Origin of the sequence: Pseudomonas sp. MF6396, assembly GCF_002018915.1 — a bacterium.
Taxonomy (GTDB): domain Bacteria; phylum Pseudomonadota; class Gammaproteobacteria; order Pseudomonadales; family Pseudomonadaceae; genus Aquipseudomonas; species Aquipseudomonas palmensis.
Genome location: NZ_MVOK01000006.1, coordinates 176645 through 196022 on the forward strand (window position 1 = coordinate 176645; position 19378 = coordinate 196022).

The 19378-nt window shown below is 65.3% G+C and carries 15 protein-coding genes and 1 pseudogene; 4 read left to right on the forward strand and 12 right to left on the reverse strand.

All coding sequences use genetic code 11. The features are described from left to right. From MF6396_RS08465 to ppc, 4 genes are all read right to left on the reverse strand, one after another. Positions 1-294: a hypothetical protein gene (locus tag MF6396_RS08465; protein ID WP_043863226.1), complete on the reverse strand. Its 294-nt coding sequence runs from the start codon at positions 292-294 to the stop codon at positions 1-3. Between the two features lie 127 nt (positions 295-421). Beyond that, positions 422-1096, reverse strand: coding sequence for a tRNA (adenosine(37)-N6)-threonylcarbamoyltransferase complex dimerization subunit type 1 TsaB (tsaB, locus tag MF6396_RS08470; RefSeq protein ID WP_043863225.1), 675 nt, complete (start codon positions 1094-1096; stop codon positions 422-424). An 88-nt stretch (positions 1097-1184) separates the two neighbouring features. Beyond that, complete coding sequence (adk, locus tag MF6396_RS08475) at positions 1185-1835, reverse strand: adenylate kinase (protein WP_043863224.1); 651 nt, start codon at positions 1833-1835, stop codon at positions 1185-1187. A 267-nt stretch (positions 1836-2102) separates the two neighbouring features. Further along, a complete protein-coding gene (ppc, locus tag MF6396_RS08480; RefSeq protein WP_043863223.1) occupies positions 2103-4730 on the reverse strand; it encodes a phosphoenolpyruvate carboxylase in 2628 nt (875 codons plus the stop codon). 144 nt (positions 4731-4874) lie between these two features. On the opposite strand from ppc, the gene MF6396_RS08485 reads away from it, so the two are divergent. The 4 genes from MF6396_RS08485 (at position 4875) to MF6396_RS08500 (ending at position 11566) form a co-directional block, all read left to right on the forward strand. Beyond that, positions 4875-5219 carry a hypothetical protein gene (locus MF6396_RS08485; RefSeq protein WP_043863222.1) on the forward strand — a complete coding sequence of 115 codons (345 nt, stop codon included), beginning with the start codon at positions 4875-4877 and terminating at the stop codon, positions 5217-5219. A gap of 373 nt (positions 5220-5592) precedes the next feature. Beyond that, positions 5593-6006 carry a DUF4398 domain-containing protein gene (locus MF6396_RS08490; RefSeq protein WP_043863221.1) on the forward strand — a complete coding sequence of 138 codons (414 nt, stop codon included), beginning with the start codon at positions 5593-5595 and terminating at the stop codon, positions 6004-6006. Positions 6007-6058: 52 nt separating this feature from the next. Beyond that, the gene (locus MF6396_RS08495) at positions 6059-6847 is read left to right on the forward strand and encodes an OmpA family protein (RefSeq protein ID WP_043863220.1); all 789 of its coding nucleotides are present in this window, start codon (positions 6059-6061) and stop codon (positions 6845-6847) included. Positions 6848-6985: 138 nt separating this feature from the next. After that, the gene (locus tag MF6396_RS08500) at positions 6986-11566 is read left to right on the forward strand and encodes an NEL-type E3 ubiquitin ligase domain-containing protein (protein WP_078480081.1); all 4581 of its coding nucleotides are present in this window, start codon (positions 6986-6988) and stop codon (positions 11564-11566) included. Between the two features lie 48 nt (positions 11567-11614). On the opposite strand, the gene MF6396_RS08505 is transcribed toward MF6396_RS08500, so the two are convergent. The 8 genes and pseudogenes from MF6396_RS08505 to MF6396_RS08535 all read right to left on the reverse strand — a co-directional run bounded on the left by MF6396_RS08505 (position 11615) and on the right by MF6396_RS08535 (position 19358). Then, entirely contained in the window at positions 11615-11944 is a 330-nt protein-coding gene (locus MF6396_RS08505) for a hypothetical protein (protein ID WP_043863218.1), read from the reverse strand. Next, the gene (locus MF6396_RS08510) at positions 11941-12858 is read right to left on the reverse strand and encodes an alpha/beta hydrolase (protein WP_058541471.1); all 918 of its coding nucleotides are present in this window, start codon (positions 12856-12858) and stop codon (positions 11941-11943) included. Before MF6396_RS08510 ends, MF6396_RS08505 begins: the two co-directional genes overlap by 4 nt. Next, positions 12830-14107, reverse strand: a complete 1278-nt coding sequence (locus MF6396_RS08515; protein ID WP_043863216.1) for a flavohemoglobin expression-modulating QEGLA motif protein — start codon at positions 14105-14107, stop codon at positions 12830-12832. Before MF6396_RS08515 ends, MF6396_RS08510 begins: the two co-directional genes overlap by 29 nt. A 24-nt stretch (positions 14108-14131) precedes the next feature. Next, positions 14132-14677 (reverse strand): hypothetical protein, encoded by a 546-nt coding sequence (locus MF6396_RS08520; RefSeq protein WP_078480082.1) that lies wholly within the window; start codon positions 14675-14677, stop codon positions 14132-14134. A 27-nt stretch (positions 14678-14704) separates the two neighbouring features. Next, a complete protein-coding gene (locus tag MF6396_RS08525) occupies positions 14705-15409 on the reverse strand; it encodes a TetR/AcrR family transcriptional regulator (RefSeq protein ID WP_043863214.1) in 705 nt (234 codons plus the stop codon). A gap of 100 nt (positions 15410-15509) precedes the next feature. Next, complete coding sequence (gene lysS / locus MF6396_RS08530) at positions 15510-17012, reverse strand: lysine--tRNA ligase (protein ID WP_043863213.1); 1503 nt, start codon at positions 17010-17012, stop codon at positions 15510-15512. Between the two features lie 71 nt (positions 17013-17083). Further along, positions 17084-18179, reverse strand: a protein-coding gene (prfB, locus tag MF6396_RS28195; RefSeq protein ID WP_100633065.1) for a peptide chain release factor 2 whose coding sequence is annotated in 2 segments (ribosomal slippage) — positions 17084-18106 and positions 18108-18179 — 1095 coding nt in all. Because the reading frame shifts where the segments join, the coding sequence is not laid out codon by codon here. A 110-nt stretch (positions 18180-18289) separates the two neighbouring features. Next, positions 18290-19358 (reverse strand): annotated as a pseudogene (locus MF6396_RS08535) (diguanylate cyclase). Positions 19359-19378 lie beyond the last annotated feature (20 nt).

The window sequence follows — 19378 nt, forward strand, 5'->3', positions numbered from 1 at the left end:
TCAAATGTACAGGTCCAACCCCAGCACTTCCATCTCCCAGTCCACGAAGCCGGCAGTGGTCAGGTAGCTGGCCAGGGCCTGGGCGGTGCGCTTGTTGCGCGCCCGCGGGAAGATCATGTCCTGCTGGCGCACCGGCAGGCCGCTGCGGCTGGCGCCGCCTGCAGCACCTGATGGCGACGGCTGCGCCTCGAACTCGCCCGGCAGGTCTTCGTCCACGTCCTCTTCGCGCACCGGCGGCTTGCGCAGCGGGCGCTTGATCGGATAGGACTGGGAAGAGAAGCCGTCGACACGCATGAACGATTACTCAGGAGCAATGATGGCAATTTAGCGGCACCTGAGAGACTTCGCAAATGCCCGACTGATAACTGGACCACATATCGAGCAAAAGGTTTATGCGCAACGGCGATAGACGACCAGCGGTTTACCGCGCCTTGGGCGTGGCCACCTTGTCGCGCAGGTACACCGGTTGGGCGAGATCGGGCGCAATACCTTCGCCCCGGTCCCAGGCGAACCGCGCCAGGGTCAGCAGGTCGAGGGCGTGGGGCAGCATGCCGGCGTCCTGGCCACTGACGGCCACCGGCAGGCGCTCGGCGTAGCCCCAGCCGGTACCGGCACCGAACCAGTCGCCGGCCGCGCCCGGCGGCAGGCTGACCTGTTCGGGGGCCAGCACCGCCTCGCTGCCCAGCAGGCGCATTTCGCCGGCCTGCTGCTGGTAGCAGCCCCAGTACACCTCGTCCATGCGCGCATCGATCGCCGCCGCCACCTGCTCGGCGCCGTGCTCGCGCAACGCGCGCTGGGCCAGCAGCGCCAGGTTGGACACCGGCAGCACCGGACGCTCGAGGGCGAACGCCAGGCCCTGCACCACGCCGATGGCGATCCGCACCCCGGTAAAGGCGCCGGGGCCGCGGCCGAAGGCAATCGCATCGACGGCCGACAGGGCGATGCCCGCTTCGGCCAGCATCGTCTGGATCATCGGCAGCAGCTTCTGCGCGTGCAGGCGCGGGATCACCTCATAGTGGCTGAGCACCTTGCCGTCATGCAGCAGGGCAACGGAGCAGGCTTCAGTGGCGGTATCCAGGGCCAGCAAGGTGGTCATCGGGGGTTCCAGGGGGCAAGAAAAAAGAACGGCATTATAAACAACAACGGCCCGCAAGCGGGCCGTTGTGTGCACATCCGAGCGGTGATCAGCTCAGAGCGGCCAGCACCTTGGCGGTGATGGCATCGACCGAGCCCACGCCTTCGATGTGGCTGTACTTGGGCTTGCCACCGTTGGCAGCCGACAGCTTCTGGTAGAAGTCCACCAGCGGCTTGGTCTGCTCGTGGTAGACCGACAGGCGATGACGCACGGTTTCTTCGGTGTCGTCCTTGCGCTGGATCAGCGGCTCGCCGGTCTCGTCGTCCTTGCCTTCAACCTTCGGCGGGTTGTAGACCACGTGGTACACGCGACCCGAACCTTCGTGCACGCGGCGGCCGGCGATACGCTGGACGATCTCTTCGTCGGCAACGGCGATCTCGACCACGGCATCCAGCTCGACGCCGGCGCTCACCAGGGCTTCAGCCTGGGGAATGGTGCGCGGGAAACCGTCGAACAGGAAACCCTTGGCGCAGTCGGCCTGAGCGATGCGGTCCTTGACCAGGTTGATGATCAGCTCGTCGGACACCAGCTTGCCGGCGTCCATGATCGCCTTGGCTTCCAGACCCAGCGGGGTGCCGGCCTTGACCGCGGCACGCAGCATGTCGCCGGTGGAAATCTGGGGAATACCGAACTTCTCGGTGATGAACTTTGCCTGAGTACCTTTACCGGCCCCGGGAGCTCCCAGCAGAATTACGCGCATCTTGTGCTCCTCAATTTTTTATAAGCAAATCAATGGATTCGCCACTCAGGGCCAATCCCAAGAATCGGGTGATGACCGCAAATCGGTCAAAAGGCTGCTCAAGATACACAGCGCACCCGGACCACACAAGCGGTCGAAAGTCGGAAAAAAATACTGCGTGAGGCCCGTTCGTGCCCGGGTTGCGCCCGGCGCAACCGGGGGCGAAACCGCTTCGCCCGGGTGCTCGGGGTGCGCGCCGGGCACTGGCGCGCCACCCCTGCCCCGCCCTCAACCGGTGTTGCGCAGACCTGCCGCAATACCCGCCACAGTCACCAGCAGCGCCTGTTCCAAGGGGCTGTCCAGAGCGGCTTCGCGTGCGCGCGAGCGTGCCAGCAGCTCGGCCTGCAATAGATGCAGCGGGTCCAGATAGGTGTTGCGCAGACGGATGAATTCCAGGGTGTCTGGGCTGTGCGCCAGTAGCACCGGCTGCCCCGTGAGGCCCAGCACTACCTGGCACGCCTGCGACAATAGGTCGCGCAGATGGGCACCCAAAGGTCGCAGTTGCGGTTGCACCAGACGTTCGTCGTAGAAGCGCGCGATGTCGGCGTCGGCCTTGGCCAGCACCATCTCGAGCATGTCGATGCGGGTGCGGAAGAACGGCCACTGTTCGCGCATCTCGGCCAGCAGTTCGCCCTGGCCACGGGCCAGCGCATTGTTCAGCGCCGCCTCCCAGCCCAGCCAGGCGGGCAGCATCAGGCGCGTCTGGGTCCAGCCGAAGATCCACGGGATCGCCCGCAGGCTCTCGATGCCGCCCGCGCGCCGCTTGGCCGGGCGACTGCCCAGTGGCAGGCGGCCGAGTTCCTGTTCCGGGGTGGACTGACGGAAGTACTCGACGAACTCGGGGTTGTCGCGCACCACGCCACGGTAGGCCTTCACGCCGTCGGCGGCCAGCTGGTCCATCAGTTCGCGCCAGGCCGGTTGCGGCGGCGGTGGCGGCAGCAGGGTCGCCTCCAGCACCGCAGCCAGGTACAGGTTGAGGTTCTGCTCGGCGATGTCCGGCAGGCCGAACTTGAAGCGGATCATCTCGCCCTGCTCGGTGGTACGGAAGCGCCCCGCCACCGAGCCCGGCGGCTGCGACAGGATCGCCGCATGCGCCGGGCCGCCACCACGCCCAACGGTGCCGCCGCGACCGTGGAACAGCAGCAGTTCGACCTGTTCTTCACGGCAGATGCGCACCAGGGTTTCCTGGGCACGATACTGCGCCCAGGCCGCCGCGGTGGTGCCGGCATCCTTGGCCGAATCGGAATAGCCGATCATCACCTCCTGCGGCCCGTGCAGGCTGGCGCGATAGCCCGGCAGGCCGAGCAGGCGCTCCATCACCGGGCCGGCGTTGTCCAGGTCGGCCAGGGTTTCGAACAGCGGCACCACGCGCATCGGCCGGCGCACGCCGGCTTCCTTGAGCAGCAGTTGCACGGCCAGCACGTCGGAAGCGGCGCCGGCCATCGAGATCACGTAGGAGCCCAGCGAAGCGGCAGGTGCGGCGGCCACCTCGCGGCAGGTGGCGAGCACCTCGGCGGTATCGGCCTGGGGCTTGAAGTCGCCAGGCAGCAGCGGCCGGCGGTTGCTCAGCTCCTGCTGCAGGAAACGGATACGCGCGTCTTCATCCCAGTCGGCGTAGCGCCCCAGGCCCAGGTACTCGGTGATCTCGCTGAGTGCGTCGGCGTGCCGGGCGGCGTCCTGGCGCACGTCCAGGCGCACCAGAAACAGCCCGAAGGTAACGGCCCTGCGCAGGCAGTCGAGCAGCGGGCCATCGGCGATCACGCCCATGCCGCACGCGTGCAGCGATTCGAAGCACAGCAGCAGCGGCTCGAACAGGTCGCGGTTGTCGTGCAGCACCTCGGCGGGGGCCGGCTGCGGGCTGGCCAGCGAGCTCTGGGCCCAGGCCCGCGTCACCCGCAGGCGATCACGCAGTTGCTTGAGCAGGGTGCGGTAAGGCTCGGCCGAATCACCGACCTTGGCACGCAACGCCTCGCTGGCCTGCTGCATCGAAAGTTCGGCGGCCAACGAATCGATGTCGCGCAAAAACAGGTCGGCGGCCATCCAGCGCGCCAGCAGCAGTACTTCGCGGGTGACCTTGGCGGTGACATTGGGGTTGCCGTCACGGTCGCCGCCCATCCACGAGGCGAAGCGGATCGGCGCAGCCTCCAGCGGCAGGCGCAGGCCGGTGGCCTCGTGCAGCGCCTTGTCAGCCTTGCGCAGGTGATGCGGGATGGCGTGCCAGAGCGAGTGCTCGATCACCGCGAAGCCCCATTTGGCTTCGTCCACCGGGGTCGGCCGGGTACGGCGGATCTCTTCGGTGTGCCAGGCCTCGGCGATCAGCCGTTGCAGACGCTGGCGCACCTGGTCGCGTTCGGCGGGGGTCAGGTCGCGGTGGTCCTGGGCGGCCAGTTGCGCGGCGATGGCGTCGTACTTCTGGATCAGCGTACGGCGCGCGACTTCGGTCGGGTGGGCGGTCAGCACCAGCTCGATGCTGAGCTTGCCCAGCTGGCGAGCCAGGGCGTCGTCGCTGTGCCCGGCGGCCTTGAGCCGGGCCAGCAGCTCGGGCAGCACGCGCGACTCGAACGGCGCGGGCTGGTCGGCATCACGACGGCGAATCAGCTGGTACTGCTCGGCGATGTTGGCCAGGTTGAGGAACTGGTTGAAGGCCCGCGCCACCGGCAGCAGTTCGTCTTCGGCAAGGTCGTTCAGGGTCGAACTCAGCTGCTCGGCACTGCCGCTGCGGTCGGCCTTGGCGCTGCGACGTATATCTTCGATCTTTTGCAGAAAGGCTTCGCCGTACTGCTCGCGCACGGTGTCGCCCAACAACTCGCCCAACAGGTGAACATCTTCTCGCAAGCGCACATCGATATCGGTCATCAGCCTTGCCTCCGCATCCTGGGAAAACAGCTCTGGGTCCAGAGTGCCCCGTCGAGGTTGGGCTTTCAAGCCGGGTAGGCGATGCAACCAAACTATGTGCGGTGGCGATGCTCTAACGAACACATCCACCTGTGGGAGGCCACCATGAAGATCCGTGATTTAGCCGAGCATTGGGAACACAGCGCCAAGGGCCCGTTGAGCGCCACCGGCCACGTCCTGCACCTGGACGTCGAAGCGGCGGCGCGCCTGGCGGCGCTAAGCGAAATGTACCCCAAGCGCCGGCCCGAAGAGTTGCTGGGCGAATTGCTCGGCGCGGCGCTGGAGGAGCTTGAGGCGAGCTTTCCGTATGTGAAGGGCCAGCAGGTGATCGCCACCGACGAGGAAGACAATCCGCTCTACGAAGACGTCGGCCCCACCCCTCGGTTTCTGGCGTTGTCACGCCGTTACCTGCGCGACATGAGTGAGCGCAAGGACGGGCCGGCGCACTAGTGATCCGCTGGCCGACTGCGGGCTGCGCTGTGGAGCGCCACAGCCCGCAGGCCTCTGCAACGGGACGTGCAGCCGCCTCGAGAACCCCGCATTCAAGGCCCTTTGATGGCCCGAACCACAAACCCCGTCTATACCCATACAGGCACGCGTACTACGCACGCGCTGCAAAGTTCCCCCGAAAACCTACTGACCGATCAGTCAGATAAAAACACGATAAGGCGAGACTTTTTTCTGAACTATTCAAAAAACGCTTCGGTCACAGCCAATAGCCATTACGGCAAAACCCCTAAGCTACGGGCATATCGTGTTCCCCAGGCTGACGGGCCATGCCGATGGATTGTTACGGAATTCGTTGTTCATCAGGAGTGATCCAATGGAGTTGACCACCATGAAGACCCGCACCGAAAAAACTTCCTTCACCCAACTGCGCGGGCTCAAGCTGGCTGCGCTGGCATTGGGCAGCAGCCTGGTTCTGGCCGGCTGCGCAGGCAATCCGCCAACCGAGCAGTACGCCGTAACGCAGTCAGCGGTGAACTCCGCCGTCAGCGCGGGCGGTACCGAGTTCGCGGCGGTGGAAATGAAGGCGGCTCAGGACAAGCTCAAACAAGCTGAAATCGCCATGCATGACAAGAAGTACGACGAGGCCAAGCGCCTGGCCGAACAGGCCGAATGGGACGCTCGCGTCGCCGAGCGCAAAGCCCAGGCGGCCAAGGCCGAAAAAGCGGTGCAGGACGCCAACCAGGGCGTGCAGGACCTGCGTGAGGAAGGCATGCGCAGCGTGCAGTAAGCCGCTCGCCTCACCGACCCATGCATTCGTAATCGATAAAGGATGACCCACTATGCGTAAACACGTGATGATCCCCGCCCTTCTGGCCTTGAGCGTTGGTCTGGCTGCCTGCTCCACGCCGCCTAACCCGAACCTGGAATCCGCCCGGACCAACTTCTCCGCCCTGCAGAGCAATCCGCAGGCGAGCAAGGTCGCGGCGCTGGAAACCAAGGACGCGCAAGACTGGCTGAACAAGGCCGACCAGGCCTACATGAACAAGGAAGACGAGAAGAAAGTCGACCAGCTCGCCTACCTGACCAACCAGCGCGTAGAAGTGGCCAAGCAGACCATCGCCCTGCGTGACGCCGAAAACAACCTGAAAAGCGCTGCCGCCAAACGCGCCCAGGCCCGCCTGGATGCCCGTGATGCGCAAATCAAGCAGTTGCAGAACAGCCTCAACGCCAAGCAGACCGAACGCGGCACCCTGGTGACCTTCGGCGACGTGCTGTTCGACTTCGACAAGGCCAACCTGAAAAGCAGCGCCCTGCCGAATATCACCACCCTGGCGCAGTTCCTCCAGGAAAACCCTGACCGCAAGGTGATCGTCGAGGGCTACACCGACAGCAAGGGCTCTGCCAGCTACAACCAGTCGCTGTCCGAGCGTCGCGCCAACGCGGTTCGCACCGCACTGGTACGTGCCGGCGTAGACCCATCGCGCATCGTGGCCCAGGGCTACGGCAAGGAGTTCCCGGTGGCTGACAACTCCAGCAACTCGGGCCGTGCGCAGAACCGTCGCGTGGAGGTCACCATCTCCAACGACAACCAGCCGGTAGCGCCACGCTCGGTAAGCAAAGCCTACTGACAGGCTGAGCAACCCGCAGAATCCCGCCTGTCACAGGGCGGGATTTTTTTTGCCTGCCCCTTGCGCAAATAACTACCACCGCCACCTGCCGGGCCTCTGGATCAATGCCACATTCCCCCTCCACAAGGACTGTGCACCATGCCCACTTCCAACACCGACGCGCAGGTGCGTCAATTCGATACCCTGTTCTCGCCGCTTGAAACCCAGGAGCAACCGGCCTGGCTGCAGCAGGCCAGCCCCGAGCAACGACGCCAGCTGCACCAGTACCAGGTACTGGGCCGACTGGCCCGACGGCGGGCAACGCAGGCATTCGCGCAGGTTCAGAGCCTGTACACCTACAACCTTCTGGACCTGTCTGCGAAGGACTTCGCCACCGTCACCGCACAGGTGTTCCATCGCGTGCAGCAGCGCAGGAGCCTGGACGAGGTCTACCTGACCTACCTGCAGGCCATGCTCCAGCGCCGTACGCTGCTTGACGCCAAGCAGGATGCCTACCTGGCGACCCTGCGCGAGGAATACAGCATCGCGCACATCCGGGGCCACCTGGGCAGGCAAGGCAGGCAGCTGCTCGAGTGGATCATCGGCGCCTATCCGGACGGTTCGGTGGAGTTCCCGCAACAGGGCCCGTACTTCGGCCCGGATGTAACGGTGTGCGCATCGCTCAGGCTGTTCGACGACCTGCTGGTGCCCGGCATCCTTCTGCTCGGCCCGCCGGTGGACGATGCCCCGTGCGTCGCGTACATGCCGGGCCACCCGCAGCACCCGCTGAAGCAGTACCCCTCGCGCACGCACTTCTTTTCCAACCTGCGTGGCGCGCTGGCGAGCACCGCCTTCCAGCAGTACTTTCTGCGCTTCATCCCCCTGCGTCACCAGCAGCGGGTGGTGAGCAGCTGGCAGGCCAGCGACGCGATGCTGGACCTGCCGATGGACACCAGCGCCCTGGACCAGGGGCTGCGCTGGTTCGTGCAGAAGCACATGATCGAGCGCCTGCTCGACGATGCGCGCCTGCTGATCCCGACCACACCGCAGCAGGCCGACAGCCTGAACACCCTGTGCACCCCGTTCGCCAGCGCTCTCGAAGCGCATCTGCTGATCGGCGCCGGCGCGGGCCTGTGCTGCACCGAGGAAGACGAAGGCCAGGCACCTTCGCAGTGGGTCACACCGCTGCGTGTGATCAAGCCGGCACCCGCCGACTATCGGCGCTGGCTACCCGACCTGAGCAGTTACCGCCTTGACGCCGCCAGCTCCCCGACCGGGCAACCGGATGCCATGGGGCTCTACACCCAGGGCGCGCACAAGGCGATCATGATCAACCAGGCGTTCTACCGGGTGGAGCAGGCCCCCGAGGGCCACTGGCAGATACGCCACCCCACCGACAAGGATGCCTACTGCCCGCCTCTGTACCACAACGGTGCCGGAGCCTGGCACCATCGCCACGAGCAGCCCCAGCGCTGGGAACGCCTGTCGCTGCTGCGTCGCATGGGGCCGCTCGCGGCCGGCTTCGACGATGCGCGCCTGCTGGAGCTGGGTCGCGTCAGCGGGGCTGACAATTCAAGCCTGCGCCAGATGTACCTGCGCGACCGACCCGCGCCCGCGCTGCTGGTGCATGTGCTGCAGCGGGCACGCATTCAGGACCAGGTAACGCGCAGCATGGCCCTGATCGCCCAGGGGCTGGCGGTACCCGCAATCGATGATGTGCCCCAGCTGCAGGCCTTCTACCAGGCCGTGGCCGTCTATCTGGGCAAGGAACCGGCATCGAGGCGAACCCGTCGCAGCGGCGATTCGACCCCTCCCCCCGGCGACACCGCCACTCCCTGCACCACTGGCTGCAACCCGCCGCCGGCCGACCTGTACGATGCCTGGTCACCTCGGCTCAATCGGGCGATCGCCTTGCACCGCTTCGAACTGGCACAACTGGATACCGATCATGCGGTGCTGGAGCTCCAGCAACGCTATCCGAACCTGCCACTGAGTGTCGCGCAACGACTGCTGGACGAAAACCGCCAGCGCATCTATGCCCCGCTGCAGGCGACCCCGCCGCTGCCCCTGCCTCTGGACGTGGCCGAGCAGGCGCGTGCCCTCGACCATGACGCGCGCCTGAGCAATGCCCTGGAGGGCTTTACCCAGCCGGCCTCGATCAACCAGGACACCTTCATCCTGGCCGTGCGCCTGCTCGAACACCTGGACCACTGGCCGGCCGGTACCGCGCTGCTGCTGCGCAGCGGCGCACGGTTCGGCACCCCGCTTGCAGCGTTGGGCCAGACCGATGTCGATACCACCTCGGTGTACCTGGATGAAGACGAGGGCTGGCACGCAATCAGCGCGACCCAGGTGCTGCTGGCCCAGGACACCAGCGAGTTCGGGTTCTACCGCGCATTGCTGCATGCACTGGGCGAGTCGCGCAGCGCGCGGCTGGGCTTCGGACTCAACGAGCCGCAGCGCCTGCACCAGCGCCTGATGGAGATGGCGCTGGCGCGCCCTACCCGCGCCCGCCTGCTGCTGGGCCTGCCGGTGCAAAGAAGCTGGTTGACCACCACCGCCAATGCCCCGGCCCAACGCAGCCCCAGCCGTGGCGAGCAGAACATGTTCAACCGCGAACCACTGCATACCCGCCTCGAACGCCTGATCAGCCACCATCGGCTGCCCATTGCGCGCCGCTACGTCAATGCCTACATCGCCCACCTGCTCAGCCAGAACCAGCCCATCGGCGCGCACGTGACGCAGTTGGAACAGGAGCGCCTGCAACTCGATGGCAGCCTGGACCGGTGGGTCGAGCAAAGTGCCGATGCCACTGCCCACGCCGAGCGCACAGAGGTGGCGCAGCAGCTGGTGCGGGCCTGGGAATGTCGCATTCTGCGCCGGCGGGACGAGGTTCGCATCGACAGCCAGCAGGCGTTGCCACCGTTGTCGGTGACGTTGCCGGCAGTGGTGGCGCTGAGGGTCCTGGATACACCGCGCATCGACGGCCTGGCAGCCTTCGTGCAGCGCTTTCCGAACCTGCACAGGCTGGAACTGGTCAACCTGCCCCTGACCGAGCTGCCGCAAGGTCTGGAGAACCTGCACCGGCTCAGCCACCTGAACCTGTCGCGTACCCGGCTGACCCCGACCCGCCTGGCCGAACTGGGCACCCTGAGCGGCTTGCAGACCCTGATCCTGAACGACATCGACGTGCCCGACTTCAGCTGGACGGCCCAGCACATGACCCGTCTGCTGACCCGCGACTCGCTGCGCATTCTGACCCTGCAGGGCTCGAGCGCGCGCTTCGAACAGGGCGTTTTCGCCGCACTGCAGCAGGCAACGCACCTGCACACCCTGAACCTGGCGCAGAACCTCATCAGCTTGAGCGAACAGGACATCATCGATCTGGGTGGCCTGCAGCGCCTGGTCAGCCTCGACCTGTCCGCCAACCCGCTTTCACGCATGCCGGACGTGACCCGCCTGCAGGCCCTGGAAGAGCTCGACCTGTCGTACCTGGCCTCGCCCGTCGACCAGTGGCCCACGGGCCTTGAGCGGCTGCCCCGGGTGCACAACGCCGACCTGCGCGGGCTGGCCATTGCCAGCGTGCCCGAAGGGGCCGGCCTTGTACGCGGCCTGCGCATGGCATACGAGTACCTGCCCGAATCACAGCACCAGCGGTTCGAGGACGACATGATCGCCACGGGCAACACGCTGCAGGACTCCGATGCATCCAGCGCCGGGAGCTCCGACTCGCAGGGCTCCACCGACGTCGAACCGGCCTCGGTGCGCCACGCCACGGCACTGCGCGACGCACCGCGCCTGTTCGAAGGCATGTCCGCTGACGATCAGGCACGGGCCCGGCAATTGCTCGAAGACAACGGCTCGGCGGTGATCGAGTTCTTCGCCTTGCTGCTGCGCCAGGACCGTCTGCACGCCTTGCCGCCAAGGCACACGGCAATGCGCACGCGAATCCAGGCATTGATCCGGGGGGCTTTCGGCCAGGACCTGCGCAGAACCCTGTATGAGGTGGCGCTCGAGGCAGTGAGTTGCATCGACCGCGATGCGGTGGTGTTCTCGCAACTGGAAAACCTGCTGCACGCCGACCTGGCGCTGGCCAGCGTGGGCGATGCGGCAGCCGAGGGCGAACTGATCGACATGGCGATCAGCCATTGGCGCGCACTGCGCCTGCGCGAGCATGTCAGCGCCAACCTGCCGGGCTGGGAACGGCTAGGGCACCAGATCGACTACAGCGAAATCGAACTGCACTTCAGGATCGCGTTGACCACGCGCCTGGGGCTGCGCGACCAGCCGGCCACCCAGGCCTTCACCGGTTACACCCGCTGGGTTACCCCGGCAATGCTCGATGAAGCCTGCGAGGCCGTGTTGCGCTCCCAGATGAGCCAGTTGCCCGACTACCTCTATGGGCAGGCCTACTGGCAGCGCTACCTGGATTTTGCCGCGTCACCGCAACTGGAGCAGGTCAACCGCTGGCGGGATCGAATCAGCGAATACCTGGACGCCGTCAGCAACGAAGAACTGCCGCCGCCCTTGAGCGAGGATGAACAGGCGCGCCTGCGCGACATCCTGCACCTGAGTGGTCGGCTGGGCCTGCACGAAGCGCTGCCGGACATGCTGTCGCTCAACAGCAGCGAATACCGCGCGGCCTACCAGGCCTTGATGAAACGGGTCGAACAGGCCCGCATGGAACTGACCAGGACCATTCTGCGCGAGCCGCGCCCGGGCCCTTCGTCACGTAGCTGACGCGTGCCCGGTACGCCGCAGGTATTCACGCGGCGTACCGGGAACCGCTTACTGCTGGACCTGCTGGGGCGTCTCCTGCCCCATGCAGCGCACCGCCTGCTTGCGGTTGTCCACCAGCACGCCGGTCAGGCCCTTCTGTTCGGTGTCGAACAGCACCAGCACGCCATCGATGCACTGCGCCACCTGCGCCGCCGGCTTGAGCGAGATCTTGTAGTCCTCCCCCGGCACCGTCTTGAGCATGGTGTAGTCGGCCAGCAACAGTGCATCCTGGGGCTTGGCGAAATGCAGGTAGCCGTAGTACCAGAGCACGCCCACCGTACCGATGATGCTGCAGATACCGGTAATGATCAGCGGGATGGCGTTGCGTTCTTCACTCATTGCGACTTCTCGTCAGGGTAATTGGGGACTTCGGCCAAGCGCCGCAGCCCGTTGAAATGCTCGGGGTCATCCAGAAAGCGCAGCATCACCTGGCGCCAGGTCTTGTCGGCGAAGGTCTGCACATGCCCGCCACGGGTCAGTTGTAGAACCCGCGGTGGCGGCGCGGCGCGGTACAGCGCCAGGCCGTTGGCCAACGGCACGATCGGGTCGTCGATGCTGTGGAAGAACAGCTTGGGCGGTGTGCTCAGCTGGTCGATCGACCCGATGGCGCTGTCGCCATCGGGTACCAGCCACGACAACGGCACCTGGAACGGCCAGGTCAGCCAGGAAGTGCTCAGGGCAAACTGGCCCACCTTGCGGTAGCTGGCCGGCACCCCGTCGAACACCAGGGCCTTGAAGCGCTGGCGCTGCTCGGGATGCTGCGCCAGGTAGTGAATGCCCATCGCCCCGCCCAGGCTCTGCCCCAGCAGCACCAGCGGCTTGCCCTGCACTTCGGGAGCCTGCTGCAACCAGTCCAGAGCCGCGGCGATGTCCTGGTACACCGCCGGCAGGGTCGGTTCGCCCTGGGACACCCCGTACCCCCGGTAGTCCACCAGCAGCACCTGGTAGCCCTGCTCGGGCAGCCACCAGCTGGCGCCCAGATGCCAGGCCAGGTTGCCGCCATTGCCATGCAGGTGCAGTACCGTGCCCTTGACCGGCACCCCGGCCTTGGCCGGCAACCACCAGCCGTGCAGGCGCGTGCCGTCCTCGGTGGTCAGGCTCACGTCGCGGTAGGCCAGCCCGGCCTTCTCGGGCGTGAACGGCAGGCCACGCTCGGGGTAGAACAACAGCGAACTGCAGCCGGCCAGGCTCAGCAGCGCGGCCAGCAGCCCGACCCGCCAGTGCTCAGAGAATGTTCGAATAATCGGCTTCAATCCGGTCCAGGCTCAGGTGGTTGAGGAAGTTGGAAAAACACATCCAGGCCGACAGCGCGTTCAGGTCGCGGAACTGCTCGGGCAGGTACTTGGGTGGCTCCACCAGGCCTTCATCGACCAGTTGGCGCAGGGTGCGCATGTCTTCCAGGGTGGTCTTGCCGCAGAACAGCAACGGAATCTGCTCCAGCTTGCCCTTGCGCACGGCCAACTGAATGTAGTTGTAAACCATGATGAAGCCCTTGAGGTAGGACAAGTCCTTGGTGAATGGCAGGCCATTGGGCACCGAGCCGCGGAACACGCGGCTGGCATTGCCATAGCTTTCGGCCATTTCAAACCCCTGGGCACGGAAGAACTCGTACACCTGCATGAAGTCCGCCCCCTCCTCGACCATGTGGATGGCGCGGGTGCGGTTGGTGAGCTTGCGCAGGCGGCTGGGGTAGGAGGCAAAGGCGATCACTTCCATCAGGATCGCCAGGCCTTCCTGGGTCACCGTCGACGAGGGCGGGCCCTTGGCCAGGAAGGTGCAGATCGGCTGGTTGAGGCCGTTGAGCGTGGTGCCCACGTGCACCAGCCCTTCATGCACCTCCAGCGCGCGCACGTCGCGGCTGTTGAACATCGCGTCGCTGCGGATCTTGATATAGTCGGCGCCCGCCGCCGCGTCGGCGACGATACCGTCGGACTCGAACACGCGGATGGTTTCCTCGGCCTCGCCGAACACCTTGTTCAGGCGGCCCTGGAGCAGCTCCACGGCCTGCTTGGCGGTGAGGTCCTTGGGTTCGTCCTTGAGGTCGCCGCGCCCGTCGATGTTGTTCAGGTAGTCCGAGAGCATCAGGCCCAGGTCGGCCAGGGTCGGGTCGCCGGCATGGAAGGCGTCGGAGGCGGCGCCGTAAAGCTCCTGGGAAATCAGGCCGAAGTCTTCGGTGCCGCGCGCCTCGAGCATGCGCACCACCATGCGGTATTCCTTGCACATGCGCCGCATGATCTGCCCGACCGGGTTGAACTGGCCGAGCTGGCGGGTGATGTCGCGCTCGATGTTCTGGAACTCGAGCTTCACCGCGCTGGAGTCGAACGACAAGGGCCTGCCCTGATAGTAGGCGCGGTCCACGGCCGGCATTTCCCGGCCCTTGGCCTTGAGGAAACCCTGGCGAATGCTGTCGTCCCATTTCACCGCATCGAGTACGCGAATGGGGGTTTGCGCCAGGACAATGCGATCAGACAGGGTGCGTATCGTCTGCTGGTACTCGTCCACCCGAAACTCCTTGTGTTGGCCAGCCTACTTGCCGGCCCGCTGAAAACGTGCGACTTCGATGAACAGGTCGGAGTTGGCCGGGTCGTCCAGGTAGGCCAGCACCCGCGCCGCCGGGCTGTCGATGAGCACGCCCTGGCCGTTTTCCTCCGGTATCTCGATGGCGCGACCGCTCAGTTCCTTGTTCTTCAGGGCCTGGTTGATCTGCTCGACATCCAGGTTGTAGATCACCAGTTGCTTGTTGTCGATCACCTCGAACCCGCCGATCAGGAAGTTGCCCCCCAGGCGCTTGGGCACGGCGGCCGAGAGGTACCAGCGGTTGCCATGGCGGGCCACGGTGAAGGCGTAGGTTTCAGGCTTCTTGCCCTTGGCGGTGGCCACCGCCTTGTAGGCGTTGTCGCCCCTGCGGCTGATCTGCAACGTCAGCGGCTCGCCCCAGGCGTCCTTGCTGGTCCATTTGCCGAGCAGGGCCTTGGGCGCCGGCTGGTTGGTCGGGATCGGCTCGTTGAACGTCACCAGGCAACCACTCAACAGCACAAACGACAGGGCCAACAGCACACGCCAGGCTTTCATCCGATACTCCTTGAATTAGGTAGAGCCTCAGGCCGATGCCAGCACCAGATGCAGGTATCGGGTAAGGATAGCGAGCATCTGCGCTTCGGCCTGGGGTTGTGCAGCATCGAGCAGGCCCTGATATTCCATCTGCTCGATGATGGCCGTCAACACTATGGCATCTTGCTGTGGCTGGCGCGAACCCACCACCTGCAACAGCTGGCAGGTGCCGCGCAGCAGGATCTGCGCATGCAGGCGCACCAGTTCGGCCAGCCGCGGGCACAGCAGCGCTTCCTGGCGAAACGCCTGCTCGGCCATCAGAAAGTCGCGGCGGTTGTGCAACTGGCGCTGCACGTACTCGGCGCCCATCTTCGCCACTTCGTCGGCCAGCTGCGCGCGGGCGCCGGGGCTGCCGTCGCCCTTGGCGATCAGCTGGCGCAACAGCACCTCGGTGTTTTCCCACAGCTTGGCCATGTAGGCCGCGCTGCGTTCGACATACTGGGCGAAGGTGTCGGTGAGCAGGTCTTCGATGTCCTTGAAATAGTAGGTGGTGGCCGACAGCGGCACACCGGCCTCGGCGGCCACCGCACGGTGGCGCACGCCGCGCACGCCATCGCGCACGATGATGCGCATGGCCGCGTCGAGGATCTGCTGACGGCGCTGCTCGCTGCCCTGGCGGCTGGCCTTGCGCCCCTGGTACTGAACACTTTCGGCTACCGCTGTGGCCACGCCAGCAGCACCTTGTTGAGCCATTGCAGTCGTCACTGGGGTCTACCTCGTTGAATGCTGACTGATCGATCAGCTTGTCGCAGACATGAAAAAGCCGCCCCTAGAGGCGGCTTGTTCAAGACACTCAGGCCTGCGGGCGCATGTGCGGGAACAGGATCACGTCGCGGATCGACGGCGAGTTGGTCAGCAGCATCACCAGGCGGTCGATACCGATGCCCTCACCGGCAGTGGGCGGCATGCCGTACTCCAGGGCGCGCACGAAGTCGGCATCGTAGTGCATGGCCTCGTCGTCGCCGGCGTCCTTGTCGGCCACCTGGGCCATGAAGCGCTCGGCCTGGTCCTCGGCATCGTTGAGCTCGGAGTAGGCGTTGGCGATCTCGCGGCCGCCGATGAACAGTTCGAAGCGGTCGGTGACGTTCGGGTTCTGGTCATTGCGACGGGCCAGCGGCGACACTTCGAACGGGTACTGGGTGATGAAGTGCGGCTGCTCCAGCTTGTGCTCGACCAGCTCTTCGAAAATCATCACCTGCAGCTTGCCCAGGCCTTCGAAGCCCAGCACCTTGGCGCCGGCCTGCTTGGCGATGGCGCGGGCCTTGTCGATGTCGTTGAGGTCGTCGGCGGTCAGCTCGGGGTTGTACTTGAGGATCGAGTCGAACACCGACAGGCGCACGAACGGCTCGCCGAAGTGGAACACCTTGTCGCCGTACGGCACGTCGGTGCTGCCCAGCACCAGCTGCGCCAGCTCGCGGAACAGCTCTTCGGTGAGGTCCATGTTGTCTTCGTAGTCGGCGTAGGCCTGGTAGAACTCGAGCATGGTGAACTCGGGGTTGTGCCGGGTCGAGACGCCTTCGTTACGGAAGTTGCGGTTGATCTCGAAGACCTTCTCGAAACCACCGACCACCAGACGCTTGAGGTACAGCTCCGGCGCGATGCGCAGGAACATCGGCATGTCCAGCGCGTTGTGGTGGGTTTCGAACGGCTTGGCCGCAGCGCCACCGGGGATGGTCTGCAGCATCGGCGTTTCCACTTCCAGGAAGTCGCGCTGGATGAGGAAGTTGCGAATATGGTTGATGACCTGCGAGCGCACACGGAAGGTGTGGCGGGTTTCCTCGTTGACCATCAGGTCGACGTAGCGCTGGCGATAGCGCTGCTCGGTGTCGGTCAGGCCGTGGTGCTTGTCCGGCAGCGGGCGCAGCGACTTGGTCAGCAGGCGCACGTTGGTCATCTCGACGTACAGGTCGCCCTTGCCCGAACGGGCCAGGGTGCCTTCGGCGCTGATGATGTCGCCCAGGTCCCAGGTCTTGACCGCTGCCAGGGTTTCCTCGGGCAGGGTCTTGCGGTTGACGTAGACCTGGATGCGCCCGGTCATGTCCTGGATCACCATGAACGAGCCACGGTTGAGCATGATGCGACCGGCAACCTTGACCGGGATCGCTGCAGCTTCCAGCTCTTCCTTGGTCTTGTCGACATACTGTTTCTGCAGGTCGTTGCAGTAGCTGTCACGGCGGAAGTCGTTGGGGAAGGCGTTGCCCTTGGCGCGCTCTGCGGCAAGCTTTTCCTTGCGCAGGGCAATCAGGGTGTTTTCTTCCTGTTGCAGGTCTTGCGGGTCGAGTTTGAGGTCGCTCATGTGGTCACATTTTCCATCAGGGGTTCATTGCCCCCGCCCGCAGGCGAGGGTCTTGTAGCGGGTCGCGAAACTTACAGCCCCTGCTTGAGGCTGGCTTCCAGGTACTCGTCGATATCGCCGTCGAGCACCTTGTCGCAGTCGCTGCGTTCGACGTTGGTGCGCAGATCCTTGATCCGCGAGGCGTCGAGCACGTACGAACGGATCTGGTGACCCCAGCCGATGTCCGACTTGCTGTCTTCCAGGGCCTGCGACGCGGCGTTGCGCTTCTGCATCTCCAGTTCGTACAACTTGGCCCGCAGCATCTTCATGGCGGTGTCCTTGTTGGCGTGCTGGGAACGTTCGTTCTGGCAGCTGACCACGGTGTTGGTCGGCACGTGGGTGATACGCACCGCCGAGTCGGTGGTGTTCACGTGCTGGCCGCCGGCACCCGAGGAGCGGTAGGTGTCGATACGCAGGTCGGACGGGTTGATCTCGATTTCGACCTTGTCGTCGATCTCGGGGGACACGAACACCGCCGAGAACGAAGTATGGCGGCGTGCGCCGGAGTCGAACGGGCTCTTGCGCACCAGACGGTGCACACCGATCTCGGTGCGCAGCCAGCCAAAGGCGTACTCGCCCTTGATGTGCACGGTGGCGCCCTTGATGCCGGCCACGTCGCCTTCGGACAGTTCCATGATGGTGGCGTCGAAACCACGCTTGGACGCCCAGCGCAGGTACATGCGCAGCAGGATGTTGGCCCAGTCCTGGGCCTCGGTGCCGCCGGAACCGGCCTGGATGTCCAAGTAGGCGTTGTTCATGTCCATCTCGCCGCTGAACATGCGACGGAATTCAAGCTGGGCCAGGGAGTCTTCCAGGCCCTGGAGCACTTCGACGACGTCATTGACGGCGCCTTCGTCGTTCTCCTCGACAGCCATGTCGAGCAGCTCGCGGGCGTCGACCAGGCCGCCGGACAGTTCGTCCAGGGTGTCGACGATCTGCGCCAGCATGGCGCGTTCGCGGCCCAGTTCCTGGGCGTACTCGGGCTTGTTCCAGACGTTCGGGTCTTCGAGCTCGCGGTTGACTTCGATCAGGCGGTCATGCTTGTGATCGTAGTCAAAGATACCCCCGAATGGATTCGGAGCGCTCGGTCAGGTCCTTGATGGTGTTCAGGATCGGTTGGATTTCCATGGGCGGGCAGCTCTCGTGCGTATTCTGTGAAAAGCCGGAGAGTATAAACGAGTCTGCAGGTGCGCGGCAGCCCGTCGGGCGGCCTTTGGAGAAGCCGGCGCCTGATCGCGTCAAGCCGCCCACAAGGGCGGCACGATGCCCGTGGGAGCGGGCTTGACCCGCGATGGCGGTCTGTCAGGCCACCCCGACCTGGTTGCGCCCGCCATTCTTGGCCTGGTACAGGCCCTTGTCCGCCGCCGAGATCAACTGTCGGCAATGGCTGCCGACTGCCGGCGTGTGGGTGGCCAGGCCGATGCTGATGGTCAGCACGCTGCCCGCCTGCGGCATGTTGTGCGCGATGGCCAGGCCCACCACGGTCTGGCGCAGCTTCTCGGCCACCAGCCGCGCCCCGCCCGGCGAAGTGTTGGGCAGCACCAGGGCGAATTCCTCGCCACCGTAGCGTGCCGGCAGGTCGCTGGGCCGGCTGCACGAGGCACGAATCGCCTCGGCCACCTGGCGCAGCGCCTCGTCCCCGGCCAGGTGGCCGAACGAGTCGTTGAAGGCCTTGAAATAGTCGACGTCGATCATCAGCAACGACAGCTGCGACTGGTCACGCATGGCCCGGCGCCATTCCAGTTCCAGGTACTCGTCGAAATGCCGGCGGTTGGACAGCCCCGTCAGGCCGTCGGAGTTCATCAGCCGCTGCAGCACCAGGTTGGTGTCCAGCAACTGCTGCTGGCTGACCCTCAACGCCCGATAGGCTTCGTCACGCTGCAGCAGGGTGAGGTAGGAGCGCGAGTGGTACAGGATGCGCGCGACCAGCTCGATGTTGTCGGGCAGCTTGACCAGGTAGTCGTTGGCCCCGGCGGCGAACGCGGCGCTCTTGACCAGCGCGTCTTCCTTGGACGACAGCACGATGATCGGGATGTCCTGGGTGGCCGGGTTGCTGCGGTACTCGCGCACCAGGCTCAGGCCATCGAGGCCGGGCATGACCAGGTCCTGCAGGATCACCGTGGGCTTGATACGGATCGCCTGCGCGACGGCCTGATGCGGGTCGGCGCAGAAGTGGAAGTCGATGTTGGCCTCGTTGGCCAGGCCGCGACGCACGGCTTCGCCGATCATCGCCTGGTCGTCGACCAGCAGCACCATCGCCGAGTTTTCATTGGTGGTCGGGAACCCCACGAGCGGTAGATCATTCATGCGCGCCCTGCTCCCTGGCG